The organism is Candidatus Sphingomonas phytovorans (assembly GCA_029202385.1).
GTDB lineage: Bacteria > Pseudomonadota > Alphaproteobacteria > Sphingomonadales > Sphingomonadaceae > Sphingomonas > Sphingomonas phytovorans.
Genome location: CP119314.1, coordinates 3,598,881 through 3,617,675, shown reverse-complemented (window position 1 = coordinate 3,617,675; position 18,795 = coordinate 3,598,881). Strand labels below are relative to the sequence as shown.

Below are 18,795 nucleotides of genomic sequence, written 5' to 3'. Positions count from 1 at the left end.
CCTCGAAACTCTTCCGGGCCCTCTATCGCGGTTGGGCGCGGCGCGCATCCGCATTTTTTGTTCGGGTGGTTGGTGAGGCGGCGGCGGGGTCGTCTGGCCAGGGGTGGCGGGGATAGCGCCCGCGCATTTCCCTGGCGACCGCTGCCCAGCTCCCGGCCCAGAATCCCGGCAGGTCGCGCGTGGTCTGGATCGGCCGTCCGGCGGGCGAGGTCAGGCTCAGCACCAGCGGCACCCTCCCGCCCGCGACGGCCGGATGGGTGGCGAGCCCGAACAATTGCTGGGGGCGGAGCTCGACGCGCGGGCCCCCTTCGGCGGCATAGTCGATCTGGTGGCTTGTCCCGGCGGGGGAGTGGAAATGCGTCGGCGCCAGTGCGTCGAGCGTTCTGAGGGTGTCCCAGCCGATCACGGCGCGCAGCGATTCGGCCAGCGCGCCGGTGTCGAGCGCGTCGAGCCGCCGTTTGCCGGCGAGCAGCGGGGTGAGCCATTCGTCGACGCGGGCAAGCAGATGGGCTTCGTCGATCTCGTCCACCGAACCGCCAGCCTCGTGCACGAAGGCGATTCGGTCGAGCAGCGCGCGGGCCGCCTCACTCCAGGGCAGCAGGGAGAAGCCGCCAGCCTGAACGCCTGCCAGCAGGGCGGCGGCGATTTCTTCCGGATTCGCGTTGGAGTCGGGCCCGCTCGACAGCCGGATCGCGCCGAGTCGCCGCTCGCGCAGCGCCTGTACCCCGCCAGTCGCCGGATCGAATGTGACGCTGCGTCGCGTCTCGATCCGGTCGCCGAAGAGGGATTCGACAGTGGCGAGGTCGATCGGCGCGGCGGAGAGGATGCGTGCGCCGGACGCCATGCCCTGAGTCTCGGCCACGGCGAGCCACTCGTTGCGCGCGAGCGAGGAGGTGGGATCGAGCTTGAACCCGCGACCGCCGGCGGAGGCCCAGCTTTCACCGCTTGAGTCGCGCCGCTTGGCGATCCGGTCGGGGAAAGCGAGCGCGATGGCGATGGCCACCCCTTCCTGCCCTCTCCCCTCTGGGGAGTGGGCGGACGAGCGAAGCGAAGTCGGGGGAGGGGCAGTGGGGCGCCGTTCGCCGGGCACACTGCCCCTCTCCCCTGAGGGGAGAGGGCGAAGAAGGCTTGCCCATCTCTTTGCCAGCTTTCGCCCGCCCTCGGCCCTCGGCCCACGCTCAGTCCGCCAGCGCCGCAAGCGGCTCTCCAGATCCGTGTCGTTCCCGCCGAGCCCCCGCTCGCCAAGCAGCACCGCCACCTCGGCCGCCGTCCCGGCCAGCCCGATCTCGCCCGCGCGCACCAGCATGTGCCCGAGCCGAGGCGGCAGCGGCAGGCGTGCGATCGCCTTGCCGTGCGGCGTCGGCCGCCCATCGCCATCGATCGCCTCCAGTGCGGCCAGCCGGCTGCGGGCCTCATCGATCGCAGCGGCCGGCGGTGGATCGAGCCAGGCGAGTGTGCGCGGATCGGCCACGCCCCACAGGGCGCAGTCGAGCGTCAGCGCTGACAGGTCCGCTTCCAATATCTCGGGCGGATCGAAGCGCGGCAGGCCGGCGGTCGCCGCTTCTTCCCACAGGCGATAGGCGACGCCGGGCATCTGCCGCGCCGCGCGACCGGCGCGCTGGGTGACGGATGCCTGGCTCGCCCGCTCGGTGACGAGCCGGGTCATCCCCGCCGCGCGGTCGTAGCGTGGTCGCCGGGCCAGCCCCGAATCGACCACCACCGAAATCCCGTCGAGCGTCAGGCTGGTCTCGGCGATCGAGGTGGCGAGCACGATCTTGCGCCGGCCCTGCGGGTCGGGCGCGATCGCCGCGCGCTGGGCACCGGGATCGAGGGTGCCGTGCAGCCGATGCAGGACGATGTCGCCGCCAAGGCCATCGATCCGCTCGGCGGTCCGCTCGATCTCGGCCACGCCGGGCAGGAAGGCAAGCACGCCCCCCCTCTCCTCGCGCAACGCAAGCCTGATCGCCCCCGCGACCGAATCCTCGATCCGCGCCTCCGCCGCGCGGCCGATATGGCGCAGCGTGAGCGGATGGCTTCGGCCCTCGCTCTCGATCACCGGCGCACCGGCCATCAGGGTCGAAAAACGCGCGCCGTCCAGTGTCGCCGACATCGCCACGATGCGCAGGTCCGGGCGCAGTGCCCCTTGCGCATCGAGCGCCAGTGCCAGCCCGAAATCGCTGTCGAGGCTGCGCTCATGCACCTCGTCGAACAGCACGGCGGAAACGCCGGCCAGTTCGGGATCGGCCTGGATTCGATTGACGAAGATACCCTCGGTCACGACCGTGACTCGAGTCTCGGCCGATCGCTTCGAATCCATTCGCGTGGCGTAGCCGAAGGTCCTGCCCACCGCTTCTCCCGCCAGCGCCGCCATCCGCTCGCCAGCCGCCCGCGCGGCAAGGCGCCGTGGCGACAGCAGCAGGATCTCGCCGTCGCACCAGGCCTCGCCGAGCAGGGCAGGCGCCACCGCCGTCGTCTTGCCCGCGCCCGGCGGTGCGACCAGCACGGCGTTCGACCCCGCCCGCAACGCGGCGAGCAGATCCGGCAGCACGGCATGGATCGGGAGGGGAGTCAGCGGAATTCCTGCGTCACGACGATCTTGCCGATGATCGCCGCGTTGAAGGCGGGCAGGTCCTCGGCGGGGATCCAATATTCCAGATGCGCGCGACCGCCGGCTTCCTGAACGGCATGGCCGTCGAGATAGTCCTTCCGCACCTCGAAGCGGGTGACATAGCCCGAGCCGCTCGCTTTCACGTTCCAGTCGCGTGCGATCTTCACGGCATAATCCTCGGTCAGCACCGGGTAGAAAATCGGCTGTTCGGGCAGGCGCGGCGGAAAGGCGCGAAAGCCCGACTGCTCGATAAGCGCAAGCTCTGTCGGCCCGACAGGGCGCCACAGGGTGATGGTCTCGATCTCGGCTGTCATTTGGCGATTCTAGGCGGATCCATAGGGTAATGGCCACAAGGCGAGGGTGTTCGCCCATGTCCTAGCATATCCCGGGCAAGCGATGGTACGCCTGCGCCAGCTAACGGAGAATCGCGTGGCCGGACATACTCATCATCACGGCCATTCGCATGGTCATGGGCATTCTCACGGTCACGGTCACGGCCATTCCCATGCGCCGGCGTCAGGCCATGACCGCGCCTTCGCGATCGGGATCGCGCTCAACCTGGGTTTTGTCGCGGCGGAGGCGGGGTTCGGCTTCGTCGCGCATTCGGTCGCGCTGCTGGCGGATGCCGGGCACAATCTGTCCGACGTGCTTGGGCTGGCGGTCGCCTGGGGCGCCGTCGCGCTTGGCCGGCGGGCGGCGTCGAAGCGCTTCACCTATGGCCTGAAGGGGACGACGATCCTCGCGGCGCTCACCAATGCGCTGCTGCTGCTCGTCGCGCTCGGCGCGATCGTGCTGGCGGCGGCGCAGCGCATGGCGGTGCCCGCCCCGGTGGAGGGCGAAACCGTCTCGATCGTCGCCGCGATCGGCATCGTCGTGAACGTCGCCACCGCCCTCCTGTTCCTGCGCGGGCGGGACAAGGACATCAACATCCGCGGCGCCTTTCTCCACATGGTCGCCGACGCGGCGGTGTCGGCCGGCGTGGTGGTCGCCGGGCTCGCGATCCTGTGGACTGGCGAATATTGGATCGACCCGATCGTCAGCATCGCCATCGCCGCGCTGATCTTCTGGCAGACCTGGGGCCTGCTGCGCGAATCGGTCGAGATGTCGCTGGGCGCGGTGCCGCGCCAGATCGATTACGACAAGGTGCGCATGGCGTTGCGTACATTGCCCGGCGTCGCGCGTGTCCACCATGTCCATATCTGGCCGATGAGCACGACCGAGACGGTGCTGACCGCGCATCTGGTGATGCCCGAGGGGCATCCCGGCGACGATTTCCTGGGCGAGGCGCAGACGATGCTCAAGCAGCGTTTCGATATCGGCCACGCCACGCTTCAGGTGGAGATCATCGGCAGCGAAGGCGATCAGCTACCCTGCGCCCCGGCGATGGAAACGCACCAGCACTAAGGCGGATCGACATCAGACCGGTCCGTCGGCGGCGCAATATATGGTTCGCGCAGAGGCGCTGAGGGCGCTGAGAAGGTCCGGCCAGCGGCTCGGGCGGGTTGCAACGACGAACATTTTCACAAGCAGGCAGCTTACCGACACGATGCTCAAATGCGGAAATCAACTCCGCGTTCTCTGCGCCCCCTGCGCGAACCCGCCTCTGCAACTGTGCCAACGAGGTGAACGTCGATCCGACCTGGCTGGTGCTCCACCTCCCCGGTTCGCTCGACGGGAGCGGGAGGCACCCAGGCGGGCCGCTCGCGGGTGGGTTCGAAGAAATGTACGCGAAGGCGCGAAGGCGCAAAGATGTCTTGTCCGACGCCGATCGTGTGACAGTAATCTCCGGAAACCAAGCTTCGCGTCTTCGTCTTCGCGTGAATCCATGTGCGGCTGTCACGGCGCCGGGGATTTCGAGGACGGGCACACCCGTCCGCCGACTTCAGTAAGCCCGCGCCACCGCGAACTCGACTGCCTCGACCATCGAATCCTTGGCCTGGCTCGGCGCGAAGCCGCCGATCGCGTCGATCGCGCGCTGGCCGTAGTGCCGCGCCCGGGCGAGCGTGTCGTCCACCGCGCGGGTGGAGTGGATCAGCGACACGGCGTGGGCGAAATCCTCGTCGCTCGAACGATGGCCCTCAATCGCTGCCTTCCAGAATGTCCGGTCTTCGGTGCTACCGCGCGCATGGGCGAGGATGACGGGAAGAGTCGCCTTGCCCTCGCGGAAATCGTCGCCGGCGTCCTTGCCCATCGTGCCCGCGTCGGACACATAGTCGATCGCGTCATCGACCAGCTGGAAGGCGATGCCGAGATTGCGGCCATAGGCGTCGAGCGCCATTTCCTCGGCCTCGGGGCGCTCGGCGACGACCGCGGCGATTCGGCAGGCGGCGGCGAACAGGGCGGCGGTCTTCGCGCCGATGATGTCGAGATAGCGTTCCTCGCCGATATCGATCCGGCGCGCGGCGGTGAGCTGGTTGACCTCGCCCTCGGCGATGATCGCGCTCGCGCCCGACAGGATCTTGAGCACTTTCAGGCTGCCGTCCTCGACCATCAGCTCGAAGGAACGGCTGAACAGGAAGTCGCCGACCAGCACGCTCGCCGGGTTGCCCCAGATGAGATTGGCGGTGCGCTTGCCCCGGCGCAGGTCCGACCCGTCGACCACATCGTCATGGAGCAGGGTGGCGGTGTGGATGAACTCGACCGCGGCGGCCAGCCGATGGTGCCGCGTGCCGGTATAGCCGAGCAGCCGAGCGCTCGCGAGCGTCAGCATCGGGCGCATCCGCTTGCCGCCACCGGCGATGAGATGGCCGGCGAGTTCCGGGATCAGCGGGATCTCCGACTGCATCCGCGACAGGATCACCGCGTTGACGAGATTGAGGTCCCCGGCGACCAGTTGCACCATTGGTTCGAGCGACGGCTGGCGCTGGGTATCGAGGCGATGGATCGTTGCGCTCATGTCCCGTGCGATGTGGCCGCACGCTTCGCTAAAGGCAAGCCTTAGCGCGCCTGAAACGCTGCCTTTCGGGGTTGCGCGTCGCGCGCCGCATCCGCAAAAGGCCCGGCGAACTGGTGGGGACGGCAAAGTGACCGACGAAACGCTCAGCGGCTATCGCCAGAGCATCGACAATATCGACGCGGCGCTCGTTTTCCTGCTGGCCGAGCGCTTCAAGGTGACCCAGGCGGTCGGCCGCTACAAGGCGAGCGCCGGACTGCCTCCGGCCGATCCCGGCCGCGAGGACGCGCAGATCGTGCGGTTGCGCGGGCTGGCCAAGCAGGCCGATCTCGATCCGGATTTTTCCGAGAAATTCCTGCGCTTCATCATCGACGAGGTGATCCGCCACCACGAACGGGTCCGCGACGGGGAATAGCCGACGGTTTCCGGCGCGCCGCGCCACCCCCGGGGACGCTATGGCCAGCGGTCGGTGAGACCGTTATCGTCCGGGCAGGGGAAGGGAATTCCAATGCTCGATCGTGGCGCCAGCACCCTGTCCGATCGCCAGGCACTATGGGCATTCGTGCTTGGTTGCGTGGCCGTCACCGCGGGGGTGCTGCTCCATTTGCCGATGTTCCTGATGGCGCGGCACATGGGCTATCGCATGGCCGGCATGCCGATGGACCCCGGCATGATTTTTGGCATGGTCCTGATCGTCGCCGGGGTGTTCGTCGCTGCCTATGGCCTGTTGCCACGCAATCTCGCGGCGCAGCGGGCGGCGGCGGAGGACATCACCATCGCCGCGCCCGAGGACGCGGCGCTCGGCTGGGCGCACTGGCGGCTGATGCTCGTGCTGGTCGTCGCGCTGATCATCGACGTGATGAAGCCGGCGTCGCTGGGTTTTACCGTGCCCGGCATGATCGGCGAATATGGCGTGCCCCGCGCGACCGTCTCGCTGGTGCCGTTCTTCGCGCTGATGGGCACCGTCGTCGGATCGGTGGTGTGGGGCGCCATCGCCGACCTCTACGGGCGCAAGGCCTCGATCCTGCTCTCCGCGGTGATGTTCGTCGGCACCTCGATCTGCGGGGCGATGCCGTCGCTCGCCTGGAACATCGCGATGTGCTTCATGATGGGGGCGGCCGCCGGCGGCATGCTGCCCGTCACCTATGCCCTGCTCGCCGAGATGATGCCCAACCGGCATCGCGGCTGGAGCCTGGTGCTGGTCGGCGGGCTCGGCGCGGTCGGCGGCTATTTCGCGGCGAGCGGCCTTTCGGCGTTGCTTCAGCCAATCTTCGGCTGGCGAATCCTGTGGCTGGCCAACCTGCCGACCGGATTGAGCCTGATCCTGCTCGGCGCGCTGATTCCCGAATCGGCCAAGTTCCTGCTCGCGCGGGGCCGCACCGTCGAGGCGGAGGCGGTGATGCGGCGCTTCGGTGCGACCGCACGGCGCGGGCCGCCGCCCGTCGCGACCGGCGCAAGCCATGGCCCGCTGACCGGCCGGCACCTTGCCGGCAAGCTCGTCGCGCTCACCGTCGCCGCGCTCACCTGGGGCCTGATCAATTTCGGCCTGTTGCTGTGGCTGCCGGCCGACCTCGTCGCCAGGGGCTATTCGGTCGCGGTGTCGAGCCGGCTGCTCGCCGAAAGCTCGCTCATCGCCTTTCCGACCGTGTTCCTCGCCGCGCTGATGTACAGCCGCTGGAGTACCAAATGGTCGCTCGTCGCGATGATCGCGGTGACGCTGGCCGGATTGGCCGGCGTGCTCCAGCTCGACCTGGCAGGAACGGGCAGCCCGGTGCTGCCGGTCGCGCTGCTGATCGTCGGGTCGAACGGCATCCTCGCGATCCTGCTGCCTTATACGGCGGAGAGCTTCCCGCTGCGTGTCCGCGGGCGGGCGACCGGCTGGGTCGCCGCCTGCACCAAGGCAGGCGGATTGCTGGCGCAGGGGCTGAGCATCGCCGCGCTGATCCCGACCATGGGGCTGGCGGCGGCGGTCATCATGGCGCCGGCGGTGCTTGCGTTGGGCCTGGTCGCCTGGTTCGGCCGCGAGACGCGCGGCGGGGATCTGCGCGATCTCGATTCGGCACCCGGGACGGTCGCGGCCGGATAGCCGGTCGAAGATTGAACCGAATCGGCATCGTCCTTTCTCGACGGATTCACCCCGGTCGCGCACACGTGGCCCGGATAGCGGGGCGCTATGAAAAGGGGTGAGGTCATGACAGGTTTCCGGACGACCGGGCGCGTTCGCGCCTGCCTATTCGCCACGATCAGCCTCACGGCCTTCGTCGCGGCACCGCTCGCGGCGCAGACGGCGGAGCGCGCGCTGGGCAATCCGCGCGTGCTGGCGCCCGAGACGCCGGGCCTGCCCGCCGCGGAGAAGCTGGTGATGGCGGCGGTGCCGACGCCCGGCGCGGCGCCGCACGAAAGCATCCTCGATCTCGACGTGGTCTATACCGACGGCCAGATCTTCAATCCGGCGACCGGGGTCTACGACAAGGTCAATCTGCGCAGCTACAACGGCACCGATGTCGATCCGACCACGCCCTATGTGTCGCCGACGATCGAGGTGAAGCCGGGCGACACGATCCGGGTCAATCTCAACAACAAGCTGCCGGGCGATCCGAGCTGCGCGCCGATGACCGGCCATGCGGCGATGGACCATAATCCGGACAAGCCGCATTGCTTCAACGGCACCAATCTCCACACCCATGGCCTGTGGGTGAACCCGTCGGGCAATGGCGACAATGTGCTGCTGTCGATCAACCCCGGCGTCAGCTTCCAGTACGAATACAACATCCCGGGCGATCATCCGTCAGGCACCTTCTGGTACCACACCCATCGCCACGGCTCGACCGCGCTCCAGGTGTCGAGCGGCATGGCCGGCGCGCTGATCGTGCGCGGCAACCGCCTGCCGAGCAGGGCGGCGCATGGCGACATCGATACGCTGGTGAAGGGCATGACGGAGCGCGTGCTGGTGATGCAGCAGATCCAATATGCCTGCCGCGAGCCGGGCAAGGACGGCAAGCCGGGCCCGATCAAGGTCAACAAGGACGGCACGTACCGGTGCGACCCCGGCGATGTCGGCAAGATCGACGATTACGACCTGTTCGCGCCGGGCCAATGGGGCAAGTCGGGTCGCTACACCACGCTCAACGGCGTGGTCCTGCCGACCTTCCATACGAAGCAGGGCGATGTCGAGCGCTGGCGGATGATCCATGCCGGGGTGCGCGACACGATCAGCATGACGCTGGTGAAGATGAAGCCCAACGCCCAGATCGGCGCGAAGCTGACCGAGGCGGCGGAGGAGAAATTCATCAGGCAGAGCTGCACCGGCGAGGCGATCCCCTACACCCTGATCGCGGCGGACGGGCTCACCATGGGCGCTGCGCAGGCGACCAGGGTCGCGACCTTCCAGCCGGGCTATCGCTTCGACGCGCTGGTCGTCTTCCCCGAGGCAGGCCGCTATTGCCTGATCGACACATCCTCACCGGGGGCAGGATCAGTCAATGGCGATACGCCCGGCCCGCGGCTGATGGGAACGGTGACGGTCGACCCCGGCACGTCGGTGCCCGATATCACGACCTATCTGACCAACGCGCTGGTCGCGCGCGCGGACCAGGCGATGCCGCCCGTGGTGAAGCCGGCGATTGTCGCCGATCTCAAGAACGGGCTGAAATTCACCCAGTTCACGCCGCATCCCGATATCGCGCCGAGCGAGGTGACGGGCACGCAGGAACTGACCTTCTTCATCGATACGAAGGACCCAAACGACACCAAGTTCGAGGTCGGCAACACGCTGAAGACCGCCGATACGCGGCCATATGATCCGAACCGGATCGATCGCCAGCTCATCCTGGGCGGGGTCGACGAATGGACCATGCAGTCGCACTATGTCGGCCATCCGTTCCACATCCACGTCAATCCGTTCCAGATCGTCTCGATCACCGATCCTAGCGGCAAGGATGTCAGCGCGCCTGGCTCGATCGATGATGCGGACGGTAAGGTCGATCCGCAATATGCCGGGCTTGAGGGCGTGTGGAAGGACACGCTGTGGATCAAGAGCCTCGCGCCGAAGGTGCCGGGCGGCTATTACACGGTGAAGGTGCGGACCCGCTACCAGCGCTATATCGGCGAGTTCGTGCTCCACTGCCACATCCTCGACCATGAGGATAACGGCATGATGCAGAATGTCGCGGTGGTGCTGGCGCAGGGCGACACCAGCCTCAGGGCGGCCGAGGGTGCCAAGCCGATGGCCATGGACGACATGAAGCACCCCTGAGCTTCGGGCCGTCATGCCGGGCTTGTTCCGGCATCTTTGTCGGGGTTCCACGAGGGGAAACCGTCGGAATCCGTGTGCTTCCTGTTGGAGACTTTTGTCATGCCTGTCCGGGGGTGTTTTCCGGCACGCATGATATAAAGACATAAAGAATTCTTTATATGAGTCTTGACGAAACACGCGTGATGGCTATCCTCGGTCATGTCAAGGTTCTTCGTCCGGGATTTTCCGGTCGGAGCTAAGACGGGAAGCCGGTGTGATTCCGGCGCTGCCCCCGCAACTGTGAGCGGTGAGCGGCGATCCATTTCGTGTCACTGGTCCAGGCAAGGGACCGGGAAGGCCGGATCGCCGCATCGACCCGCGAGCCAGGAGACCTGCCTCGTCAGATAACGTCCTCCGGCGGGGTGCCCGGTCAGGCCGCGTGCAACACCGCGCCCGGGCTTGCCAGAGGGGCGCCGGCCCGTTGCCGTGCGTCCGGCCATCACCTTGCCCAACGCAAGGCAAGACGATGACCATTTCCGTGGCTACCCTCGGTTTCCCCCGCATCGGCCCGCGCCGCGAGCTGAAGTTCGCCCTTGAAAGCTTCTGGTCCGGCAAGTCGGCCGCCGATACGCTGTCGCTCGCGGCTCAGGGCCTGCGCGCCGCCGCCTGGGCGCGGCAAAAGGCGCTTGGCGCCGATATCATCCCAAGCGGCGACTTCTCGCTCTACGATCATGTGCTCGACACCTCGGCGATGCTCGGCGCGGTGCCGGCGCGCTATGGCTGGGACGGCGGCAAGGTCGGCCTCGACACCTATTTCGCGATGGCGCGCGGCGCTCAGGGGGCCCGTGGCGCTCAGGACGCGAAGGGCCATGAGGGCTGCGCGCACGGGCTGGACAGCACCGCGCAGGAAATGACCAAATGGTTCGACACCAACTATCATTACATGGTGCCTGAACTGGCCGCGGGGCAGGAATTCGCCCTGTCGTCGGGCAAGGCGGTCGACGAATTCCTCGAGGCGAAGGCGCTTGGCTACCACACGCGGCCGGTGCTGCTCGGCCCGGTGACCTGGCTGACGCTGGCCAAGGGCAAGGATGTCGTCCCGCTGTCGCTGCTCGATTCGGTTCTGCCGGTTTACGAGGAAGTGCTGGCGCAGCTCGCTCGGGCGGGCGCCGACTGGGTGCAGATCGACGAGCCCTGCCTGGTGCTCGACCTCGACGACGACCAGCGCGAGGCGCTGAAGCTGGCGTACCGGCGGCTGTCGGTGAACGGGCCCAAGGTGATGCTGACGACCTATTTCGGCGCGCTCGGCGACAATCTCGACCTGGCGACCGACCTGCCGGTGCATGGCCTGCACATCGACCTGGTCCGTGCGCCGGAGCAGCTTGACGCGGTGTGGCGGCGCGCCCGGCCCGACCTGCTGCTGTCGCTCGGCGTGATCGACGGTCGCAATGTCTGGCGCGCCGATCTCGATGCGCTGATCGATCGCATCGCGCCGGTCGCGGCGGAACGCGACCTGATCCTCGCGCCGTCCTGCTCGCTGCTGCATGTTCCGGTCGATCTCGCCATCGAGACGGCGCTCGATCCGGAGGTCGGGCAATGGCTTGCCTTCGCGGTGCAGAAGATCGGCGAACTGGCGGTGCTGGCCCGGGCGCTGGATCAGGGCGCCGGCTCGGTCGCCGAACCGCTGGCGGCGGCGCGCGCGGCGGTGGCAGCGCGCAGGACCTCGCCGCTGATTCACAATCCCGCGGTCGCGGCGCGGCTGGCGGCGGTCGATGCCGGCATGACTCACCGTGCCTCGCCCTTCGCCGATCGCCGCGCGGCGCAACAGGCGCGGCTCGGCCTGCCGAGCTTTCCGACCACGACGATCGGCTCCTTCCCGCAGACGCCCGAGGTGCGCAAGGCACGCGCGGCCCACATCAAGGGCGAGATCGACGACCTGGCCTATGAGCAGTTCCTGCGCGTCGAGACCGCCGCGACGGTCGAGTGGCAGGAGAAGATCGGCCTCGACGTGCTGGTTCATGGCGAGTTCGAGCGCAACGACATGGTGCAATATTTCGGCGAGCAGCTCTCCGGCTTCGCCTTCACCCGCAGTGCCTGGGTGCAGAGCTATGGCTCGCGCTGCGTTCGGCCGCCGATCCTCTATGGCGATGTCGCACGGCCGAAACCGATGACGGTCGACTGGTGGCGCTATGCCCAGTCGCTGACGGGCAGGCCGATGAAGGGCATGCTGACCGGCCCGGTCACGATCCTGAACTGGTCGTTCGTGCGCGACGACCAGCCCCGGAGCGCGAGCTGCCGCGAGATCGCGCTGGCGATCCGCGACGAGGTGGTCGACCTCGAGGCGGCCGGTGCCGCGGTGATCCAGATCGACGAGGCGGCCCTTCGCGAGGGCCTGCCGCTGCGCCGCGCCGACTGGCAGGCCTATCTCGACTGGGCGGTCGACTGTTTCCGGCTGACCGCGTCGGGCGTGCGCGACGACACCCAGATTCACACCCATATGTGCTATTCGGAATTCAACGACATCCTGCCCTCGATCGGCGCGATGGACGCCGACGTCATCTCGATCGAGACCGCCCGGTCGCAGATGGAATTGCTCGATGCCTTTGCCGATTATGCCTATCCCAACGAGATCGGGCCGGGCGTGTACGACATCCACGCGCCGCGCATTCCGGCCGAGGCGGAGATGACCGATCTGTTGACGCTCGCGGGCAGGCGCCTGCCGGCGGAACAGCTCTGGGTGAACCCCGATTGCGGGCTTAAGACGCGCAAATGGGAAGAGGTGCGGCCGGCGCTGATCGCGATGGTCGCCGCGGCGCAGCGCATGCGCGTGCGGGGCGCCTATGACGCAGCCTGAGGCGATGCCTGACGAGCAGCCCGCCGTCCGCGTGACGGCGGTGCCAGCCGACGCCAATGTCTATGGCGACATCTTCGGCGGCTGGCTGATGAGCCAGATGGACCTCGCCGCTTCCTCGGTCGCCTCGCGTCACGCGGGCGGCCGGGCGGTGACGATCGCGGTGGAGGGCATGGCCTTCCACCGCCCGGTCTTTGTCGGCGACGAGGTGTCGGTGTTCGCCCGGCTGATCAAGGTCGGGCGCACCTCGATGCGGGTCCAGGTCGAGGCCTGGGCACGCGACCGGCATTCGGAGGAAGCGAACAAGGTGACCGAGGCTGAGTTCGCGTTCGTCGCGGTCGGGCAGGACCGGCGGCCGAGGCCGGTGCGGGCGTTGGAGTCGGTCTGATCTTCTCTTCCCCGGCGAAGGCCGGGGCCCAGTCGGGAAGGCGGTGGTAACGAAGCGCGGGGCTCACCATTTTCGTTCCCCAACTGGGCCCCGGCCTTCAGAAGCGTCGGCCGAGATCGTCGTGCTCATTGCCTGACAGCGTCTCAGTCGGGCAGTCCTGGGTCATAGATATCAAACTCAAGCGACAGCCTGCGAGCGCCTAAGTCCAGCATCGATTTTGCGGACAGGCTCAGGCCTTCATTGCTCTCTTTCATGAAAAGGCCGCAGAAAACGTCCGCCTTGAACCGCGTGGTCAAATCTTCCCATACGGCCAAGTCATCGCTCAATCCTCCGAGAATTTGGGCAATGTGACTATCGAAGTCTCCTAGTTGACGATCGTTGGTTTTTAGACGCCATGACCCGGTGCGGGCAACTTTTTCTGCCCCCGATTCCGTAACCCAAGTTACTCCCTTCTTCATTCCGACAGAAGGAGGACGACCAAGGCGTGCAGTGATCTCGTCGGGATCGAGGTCATCACCGAAAAACCTGAGGCACATTGTCGTTTCGTATATGGCAGCCATGCCTATGCTATACCGGTCAGCGTGTCGGTGATCTACCTCAAGTCTGTCCGACCTTCGCCGGAGAAGCGGAGGCCAACGAAAAAGGGGCCCGGTTTCCCGGGCCCCTCTTCTTTGTCCCTGAGGACGCGGATCGCTTAGTCGCGGTCGCCGGTCAGGAAGGCAGGCGCGAACTCGGGCGCGGGGCCGTCATCCTTGTTGCCCGAACGCTCGCCGCGGGGCGCGCGGTCGCCGCCGCCATCGCGACGGGGGCCACGGCCGCCGTCACCGTCACGGCGCGGACCGCGGTCGCCACGACCGCCGCCATCGCCACGCGGGCCACGGCCGCCATCACCATCACGGCGCGGGCCGCGCGGACCACGATCGCCACGGTCGCCGCCTTCGCGGGGCTCGCGGGCGGGACGGGTGTCCTCCAGCTCGGCGCCGGTCTCCTGGTCGACGACGCGCATCGACAGGCGGACCTTGCCGCGCGGATCGATCTCGAGGACCTTGACCTTGACTTCCTGGCCTTCGCTCAGGACGTCGGCCACCTTCTCGACACGCTCGTTCTTGATCTCGGAGACGTGGACGAGGCCGTCCTTGCCGCCCATGAAGTTCACGAACGCACCGAAATCGACCAGGTTGACGACCTTGCCGTCATAGATCTTGCCGACTTCGGCTTCCTCGACCAGGCCCTTGATCCACTTGATCGCCGCCTCGATCTGCGCCGCGTCGGAGGAGCTGACCTTGATCACGCCCTCGTCGTCGATGTCGACCTTGGCGCCGGTGGTGGCGACGATCTCGCGGATCACCTTGCCGCCGGTGCCGATGACTTCACGGATCTTCGACTTGTCGATCGTGATCGTCTCGATGCGCGGTGCGTGCGCCGAGAGCTCCTCACGGGTGTGGTCGAGCGCCTTGGCCATCTCGCCCAGGATGTGCGCGCGGCCTTCCTTGGCCTGGTTCAGCGCGACGCGCATGATCTCTTCGGTGATGCCGGCGATCTTGATGTCCATCTGCATCGTCGTGATGCCCTCGGACGTGCCAGCCACCTTGAAATCCATGTCGCCGAGGTGATCCTCGTCGCCCAGGATGTCGGACAGGACGGCGAAGTCCTTGCCCTCGAGGATCAGGCCCATCGCGATGCCCGAGACCGGGCGCTTCAGCGGCACGCCGGCGTCCATCATCGACAGCGAACCGCCGCACACCGTCGCCATCGACGACGAGCCGTTCGACTCGGTGATGTCGGAGAGGACGCGGATCGTGTAGGGGAACTCTTCCTTCGACGGCAGCACCGGGTGCAGCGCGCGCCAGGCGAGCTTGCCGTGGCCGACTTCGCGACGGCCCGGCGCACCGAAGCGGCCGACTTCGCCGACCGAATAGGGCGGGAAGTTATAGTGAAGCATGAAATGCTCGTAGGACAGGCCGGTCAGGCCGTCGATCATCTGCTCCGCGTCGCGCGTGCCGAGCGTGGTGGTGCAGATCGACTGGGTCTCGCCGCGCGTGAACAGCGCCGAGCCATGCGTGCGCGGCAGGAAGTGGACCATCGCCTCGATCGGACGGATCTGGGTGGTGGTGCGGCCGTCGATGCGCTTGCCGTCCTTCAGGATGGCGCCACGGACGATCTCGGCTTCCAGCTTCTTCATCAGCTTGCCGGCGGCCATCTGGTCCTGCGGGGTCGCTTCGGCGAACGCCGCCTTGCCCTTGGCGCGCGCCGCGTTCAGCAGGTCCGAACGCTTGGACTTGTCGGTCACCTTGTAGGCGGCGGCGATGTCCTTGCCGATCAGCTTCTTCAGCTTGTCCTTGGCGGCCGACAGGTCGGCCTGCTCGGCCATTTCCCAGGGCTCCTTGGCGGCCTGCTCGGCGAGATCGATGATCGCGCCGACTGCCTCGCGGCATGCCTTGTGGGCGAACTGCACCGCGCCGAGCATCACGTCTTCCGACAGCTCCCTGGCTTCGGATTCGACCATCATCACCGCGCCATGCGTGGCGGCGACGACCAGGTCGAGATCGCCTTCCTTGCTCTGCTCGAGGGTCGGGTTCAGGATATACTCGCCATCGACATAACCGACGCGGGCTGCGCCGATCGGGCCCATGAACGGCACGCCGGAGATGGTGAGGGCGGCGGAGGCGGCGACCATCGCGAGGATGTCCGGCTCGTTCTCGCCGTCATAGCTCAGCACCTGGGCGATGACGTTGATCTCGTTGTAGAAGCCTTCCGGGAACAGCGGGCGGATCGGGCGGTCGATCAGGCGGCTGGTCAGCGTCTCCTTTTCGGTGGCGCCGCGCTCACGCTTGAAGAAGCCGCCGGGGATGCGGCCCGAAGCCGAGAATTTTTCCTGATAGTGGACGGTGAGCGGGAAGAAATCCTGCCCTTCCTTGACGGAGCGTGCAGCGGTGACCGCGCACAACACGACGGTTTCGCCAAGCGTCGCAATGACGGCGCCATTGGCCTGGCGGGCAACGCGGCCCGTTTCCAGCGTGAGGGTCTTGCCGCCCCACTGGATGCTTACGGTTTTCGTATCGAACATTTTATTTCCTTCAACTCCGGCCGCCAGATGCTGGCCGGGGCCTATGTGCGGGCTAGGCCGGCCCGCGCGGTTTGGAGCGAGTTGTCGCTCCTGAGACGATCCGCCGAATTGCTTCTCGTCCTTATATCCCCGTGATCGGGGTCCAGTCTCGATCGAGCTGGTGGCCCCGCTTGCGCGAGGTTATTTTGCTGGTTCCGGCTTGCGCCGGAATATGAAAACGGCGCCCGAGGGCGCCGGTTTCTTACTTGCGAAGACCGAGCTTCGCGATGAGATCGGTATAACGCTGGCCGTCCTTGTGACGGAGATAGTCGAGCAGCGACCGGCGCTTGTTGACCATCATCAGCAGCCCGCGGCGCGAATGATTGTCCTTCTTGTGGCCCTTGAAGTGCTCGGTCAGGTTGCGGATGCGCTCGGTGAGGATCGCGACCTGGACTTCGGGGGAACCCGTATCGCCTTCGGCGCGGGCATGGTCCTTGACGAGCGCTTCCTTGCGCTCCTGAGTGATCGACATCGGCTTCCTTTCGAATCAGAGGTTGAAACCGCGAACGACACGGACCTCGCGGTCCTGAACTTCCACCAGGGCGACCGGAACATCGTCCGATATCGCGAAGTGGAGGCCATCGTCTGCGGCGATCCCGATCAACACCCGCCCCTGTCGGAGCAGCCCTGCCTGATCGGGAGTGAGGGATAGAGCCGGGATGTCGTCCAGCCCCGCCCTCAGGGGCAGGAGTTTCTCTTCAAGGGCGCGCCCATGGCCGAGTTCGTCCAGTTTGTCCAGCGATATCGAGTCAGCCAGGGTGAACGGGCCGGCCTTCACCCGGCGCAGCATGGTGACATGGCCGACGGTCCCAAGCGCCAGCGCAATGTCGCGCGCGAGGCTGCGGATATAGGTGCCCTTCGAGACATGGGCGGTGAGAGTGACCTCTTCAAGATCCTCCCCGGCACGGGGAGGGGGACCATTCGCCTCTTCCGGCGAATGGTGGAGGGGGGCTTCCACAAGCGGCCCGTCCGCGGAAGCCCCCCTCCACCATCCTTCGGACGGTCCCCCTCCCCGTACCGGGGAGGAACTGAGGGCATGGACCGTCACCGAACGGCTCGCCAGCACCACCTCTTCGCCAGCGCGCGCCAGATCATAAGCACGCTGTCCGTCGACCTTCAGCGCCGAATAGGCAGGCGGCACCTGCTCGATCGGGCCGGTGAAGCGCGGCAACACCGCTTCGATATCGGCAAGGGTCGGCCGCACATCCGACCGCGCGATCTCTGCGCCTTCCAGGTCGAGCGTATCAGTCTGCACCCCGAAGCTGATGGTGAAATCATACACCTTATCGCTGTCGAGCATGCGCCCCGCGAGCTTGGTCGCCTCGCCGATCGCGATCGGGAGCACGCCGGTGGCGAGCGGGTCGAGCGTGCCGCCATGCCCGACCTTGAGCTTGCCGTACCCGCCCGCGCGCAGCGCGCGCTTGACCGCCGAGACGCCCTGGGTGGAGCCGAGACCGAGCGGCTTGTCGAGGATGATCCAGCCGTGCATCGTTCAGGTCGCGAGGCCGGCGGACCCGAGCAGCAGGTCGATCAGCGCGTTGGCGGGTGGCCCGATCACACGCGCGACCACATTCGCGTTCGGCGCGATCATCGGCAGGACCACCAGCAGGAAGAGGAGCAGCAGGAAGCCATAGCGGCCGATCCGCGCATAGCGCGCGGCGAGCGGACGGGGCAGCAGCCCCTCGACGACATGGCCGCCATCGAAAGGGGGGATCGGCAGCAGGTTGAAGATCGCCAGGAAGATGTTGATCATCACGAAGTTGATCAGGTTGTCGAACAGGAAGGCACTTGCGCCCGTCGGCGTGCCGCCCGTCCAGAAAGCGACGAAGACGGCGAGGGTGATCGTGCCGATCAGGGCGAGGGCAAGGTTCATTGCCGGGCCGGCAAGCGCGACGATCATCATGTGCACCCGCGGATTGCGCAGCCGGCTGGCGACGACCGGCACCGGCTTGGCCCAGCCGAACACCGGCAGATGGGCAATGGCGAGCGACAGCGGCAACAGGATGGTGCCGACCGGATCGACATGGGTGGCCGGGTTGACCGACAGCCGCCCGAGGTGTTTCGCGGTGGGATCGCCAAACGCATAGGCGACCCAGCCATGCGCGATCTCGTGCAGCACGATCGCGATGGTCAGCGGAATGATCCAGACCGCGGCCGAATAAAGAATGGAGACGATGTTCATCGTCCGCATCTAGCGATGCGGCCACGGCTTCGCCAGCGCGGGCTCAGCGTTTGGCCGGAATGCGCCGGTACCGTTTTGAAATTCGCTCTCTCGCGAATTTTCAAACGGACTCTCAGCGCTTCGGCTTCTTCGCTTTTTTCGGCGGCGGTCCGCTCGTCACCAGCTGGTCGATCTGGCATTCCTGCCCGTCGACCAGCAGCGACCCGAAGCGGTCGAGCGACTCCGTCCCGCGCGTCTTCACGCCGATGCGGTTGGCGAAGGTCAGGCCGATACAGGGACCCAGGATGGTCGCATGATACCATTTGCGGCTGTTGTCCTGGAGATAGACGGCCCGGTCGCCATCGGCCTGGAAGTCGTAGATTCCCCCGAGCCGAACGAACGGGATCGTGGCTGGCTGGCCGGGCGTAGCCATGCCGGTGGCAGGGGGCGTCTGGGCCGTCGCGGCGACGGCGCAAAACGCGGCCAGGGGCAGAACGAGCAGGATAGGGTTGCGCATCGCGGCGTTCCTCGACTCGGCCGCCCGAAACGGCCGG

At 67.0% G+C, this 18,795-nt stretch carries 15 protein-coding genes and 1 riboswitch; of the genes, 6 read left to right on the top strand and 9 right to left on the bottom strand.

Annotated features, from left to right (window positions below):
* Window positions 1-22: 22 nt before the first annotated feature.
* Window positions 23-2,572, bottom strand: a complete 2,550-nt coding sequence (gene hrpB, locus P0Y59_16575; protein WEK02603.1) for an ATP-dependent helicase HrpB — start codon at window positions 2,570-2,572, stop codon at window positions 23-25.
* Complete coding sequence (locus P0Y59_16570) at window positions 2,569-2,922, bottom strand: hypothetical protein (protein ID WEJ98550.1); 354 nt, start codon at window positions 2,920-2,922, stop codon at window positions 2,569-2,571. The genes hrpB and P0Y59_16570 overlap by 4 nt, the downstream gene beginning before the upstream one ends.
* Window positions 2,923-3,037: 115 nt before the next feature.
* On the opposite strand from P0Y59_16570, the gene P0Y59_16565 reads away from it, so the two are divergent.
* Window positions 3,038-4,012, top strand: coding sequence for a cation diffusion facilitator family transporter (locus tag P0Y59_16565; GenBank protein ID WEJ98549.1), 975 nt, complete (start codon window positions 3,038-3,040; stop codon window positions 4,010-4,012).
* Window positions 4,013-4,490: 478 nt separating this feature from the next.
* Here the strand turns inward: P0Y59_16565 and P0Y59_16560 are convergent, their stop codons facing one another.
* A complete protein-coding gene (locus tag P0Y59_16560; protein WEJ98548.1) occupies window positions 4,491-5,504 on the bottom strand; it encodes a polyprenyl synthetase family protein in 1,014 nt (337 codons plus the stop codon).
* Window positions 5,505-5,631: 127 nt separating this feature from the next.
* Here P0Y59_16560 and P0Y59_16555 point away from each other — a divergent pair, with 127 nt between their 5' ends.
* The 5 genes from P0Y59_16555 (at window position 5,632) to P0Y59_16535 (ending at window position 12,974) form a co-directional block, all read left to right on the top strand.
* A complete protein-coding gene (locus tag P0Y59_16555; protein WEJ98547.1) occupies window positions 5,632-5,916 on the top strand; it encodes a chorismate mutase in 285 nt (94 codons plus the stop codon).
* Between the two features lie 93 nt (window positions 5,917-6,009).
* A complete protein-coding gene (locus tag P0Y59_16550; protein WEJ98546.1) occupies window positions 6,010-7,587 on the top strand; it encodes an MFS transporter in 1,578 nt (525 codons plus the stop codon).
* A 105-nt stretch (window positions 7,588-7,692) separates the two neighbouring features.
* On the top strand, window positions 7,693-9,756 hold the full coding sequence (locus P0Y59_16545; GenBank protein ID WEJ98545.1) for a multicopper oxidase domain-containing protein: 2,064 nt from the start codon (window positions 7,693-7,695) through the stop codon (window positions 9,754-9,756).
* A gap of 187 nt (window positions 9,757-9,943) precedes the next feature.
* Window positions 9,944-10,150: riboswitch (cobalamin riboswitch) on the top strand.
* 111 nt (window positions 10,151-10,261) lie between these two features.
* A complete protein-coding gene (gene metE, locus P0Y59_16540; protein WEJ98544.1) occupies window positions 10,262-12,589 on the top strand; it encodes a 5-methyltetrahydropteroyltriglutamate--homocysteine S-methyltransferase in 2,328 nt (775 codons plus the stop codon).
* Complete coding sequence (locus tag P0Y59_16535; GenBank protein WEJ98543.1) at window positions 12,576-12,974, top strand: acyl-CoA thioesterase; 399 nt, start codon at window positions 12,576-12,578, stop codon at window positions 12,972-12,974. The genes metE and P0Y59_16535 overlap by 14 nt, the downstream gene beginning before the upstream one ends.
* Window positions 12,975-13,117: 143 nt before the next feature.
* Here the strand turns inward: P0Y59_16535 and P0Y59_16530 are convergent, their stop codons facing one another.
* From P0Y59_16530 to P0Y59_16505, 6 genes are all read right to left on the bottom strand, one after another.
* Window positions 13,118-13,534 carry a DUF4279 domain-containing protein gene (locus P0Y59_16530; GenBank protein WEJ98542.1) on the bottom strand — a complete coding sequence of 139 codons (417 nt, stop codon included), beginning with the start codon at window positions 13,532-13,534 and terminating at the stop codon, window positions 13,118-13,120.
* 134 nt (window positions 13,535-13,668) lie between these two features.
* On the bottom strand, window positions 13,669-16,041 hold the full coding sequence (gene pnp / locus P0Y59_16525) for a polyribonucleotide nucleotidyltransferase (GenBank protein WEJ98541.1): 2,373 nt from the start codon (window positions 16,039-16,041) through the stop codon (window positions 13,669-13,671).
* A 241-nt stretch (window positions 16,042-16,282) separates the two neighbouring features.
* On the bottom strand, window positions 16,283-16,552 hold the full coding sequence (gene rpsO, locus P0Y59_16520) for a 30S ribosomal protein S15 (protein WEJ98540.1): 270 nt from the start codon (window positions 16,550-16,552) through the stop codon (window positions 16,283-16,285).
* A 15-nt stretch (window positions 16,553-16,567) separates the two neighbouring features.
* Window positions 16,568-17,569 (bottom strand): tRNA pseudouridine(55) synthase TruB, encoded by a 1,002-nt coding sequence (gene truB / locus P0Y59_16515; protein ID WEJ98539.1) that lies wholly within the window; start codon window positions 17,567-17,569, stop codon window positions 16,568-16,570.
* Window positions 17,570-17,572: 3 nt separating this feature from the next.
* A complete protein-coding gene (locus P0Y59_16510; protein ID WEJ98538.1) occupies window positions 17,573-18,262 on the bottom strand; it encodes a site-2 protease family protein in 690 nt (229 codons plus the stop codon).
* 112 nt (window positions 18,263-18,374) lie between these two features.
* On the bottom strand, window positions 18,375-18,758 hold the full coding sequence (locus tag P0Y59_16505) for a DUF6491 family protein (protein ID WEJ98537.1): 384 nt from the start codon (window positions 18,756-18,758) through the stop codon (window positions 18,375-18,377).
* Between the last annotated feature and the right edge of the window lie 37 nt (window positions 18,759-18,795).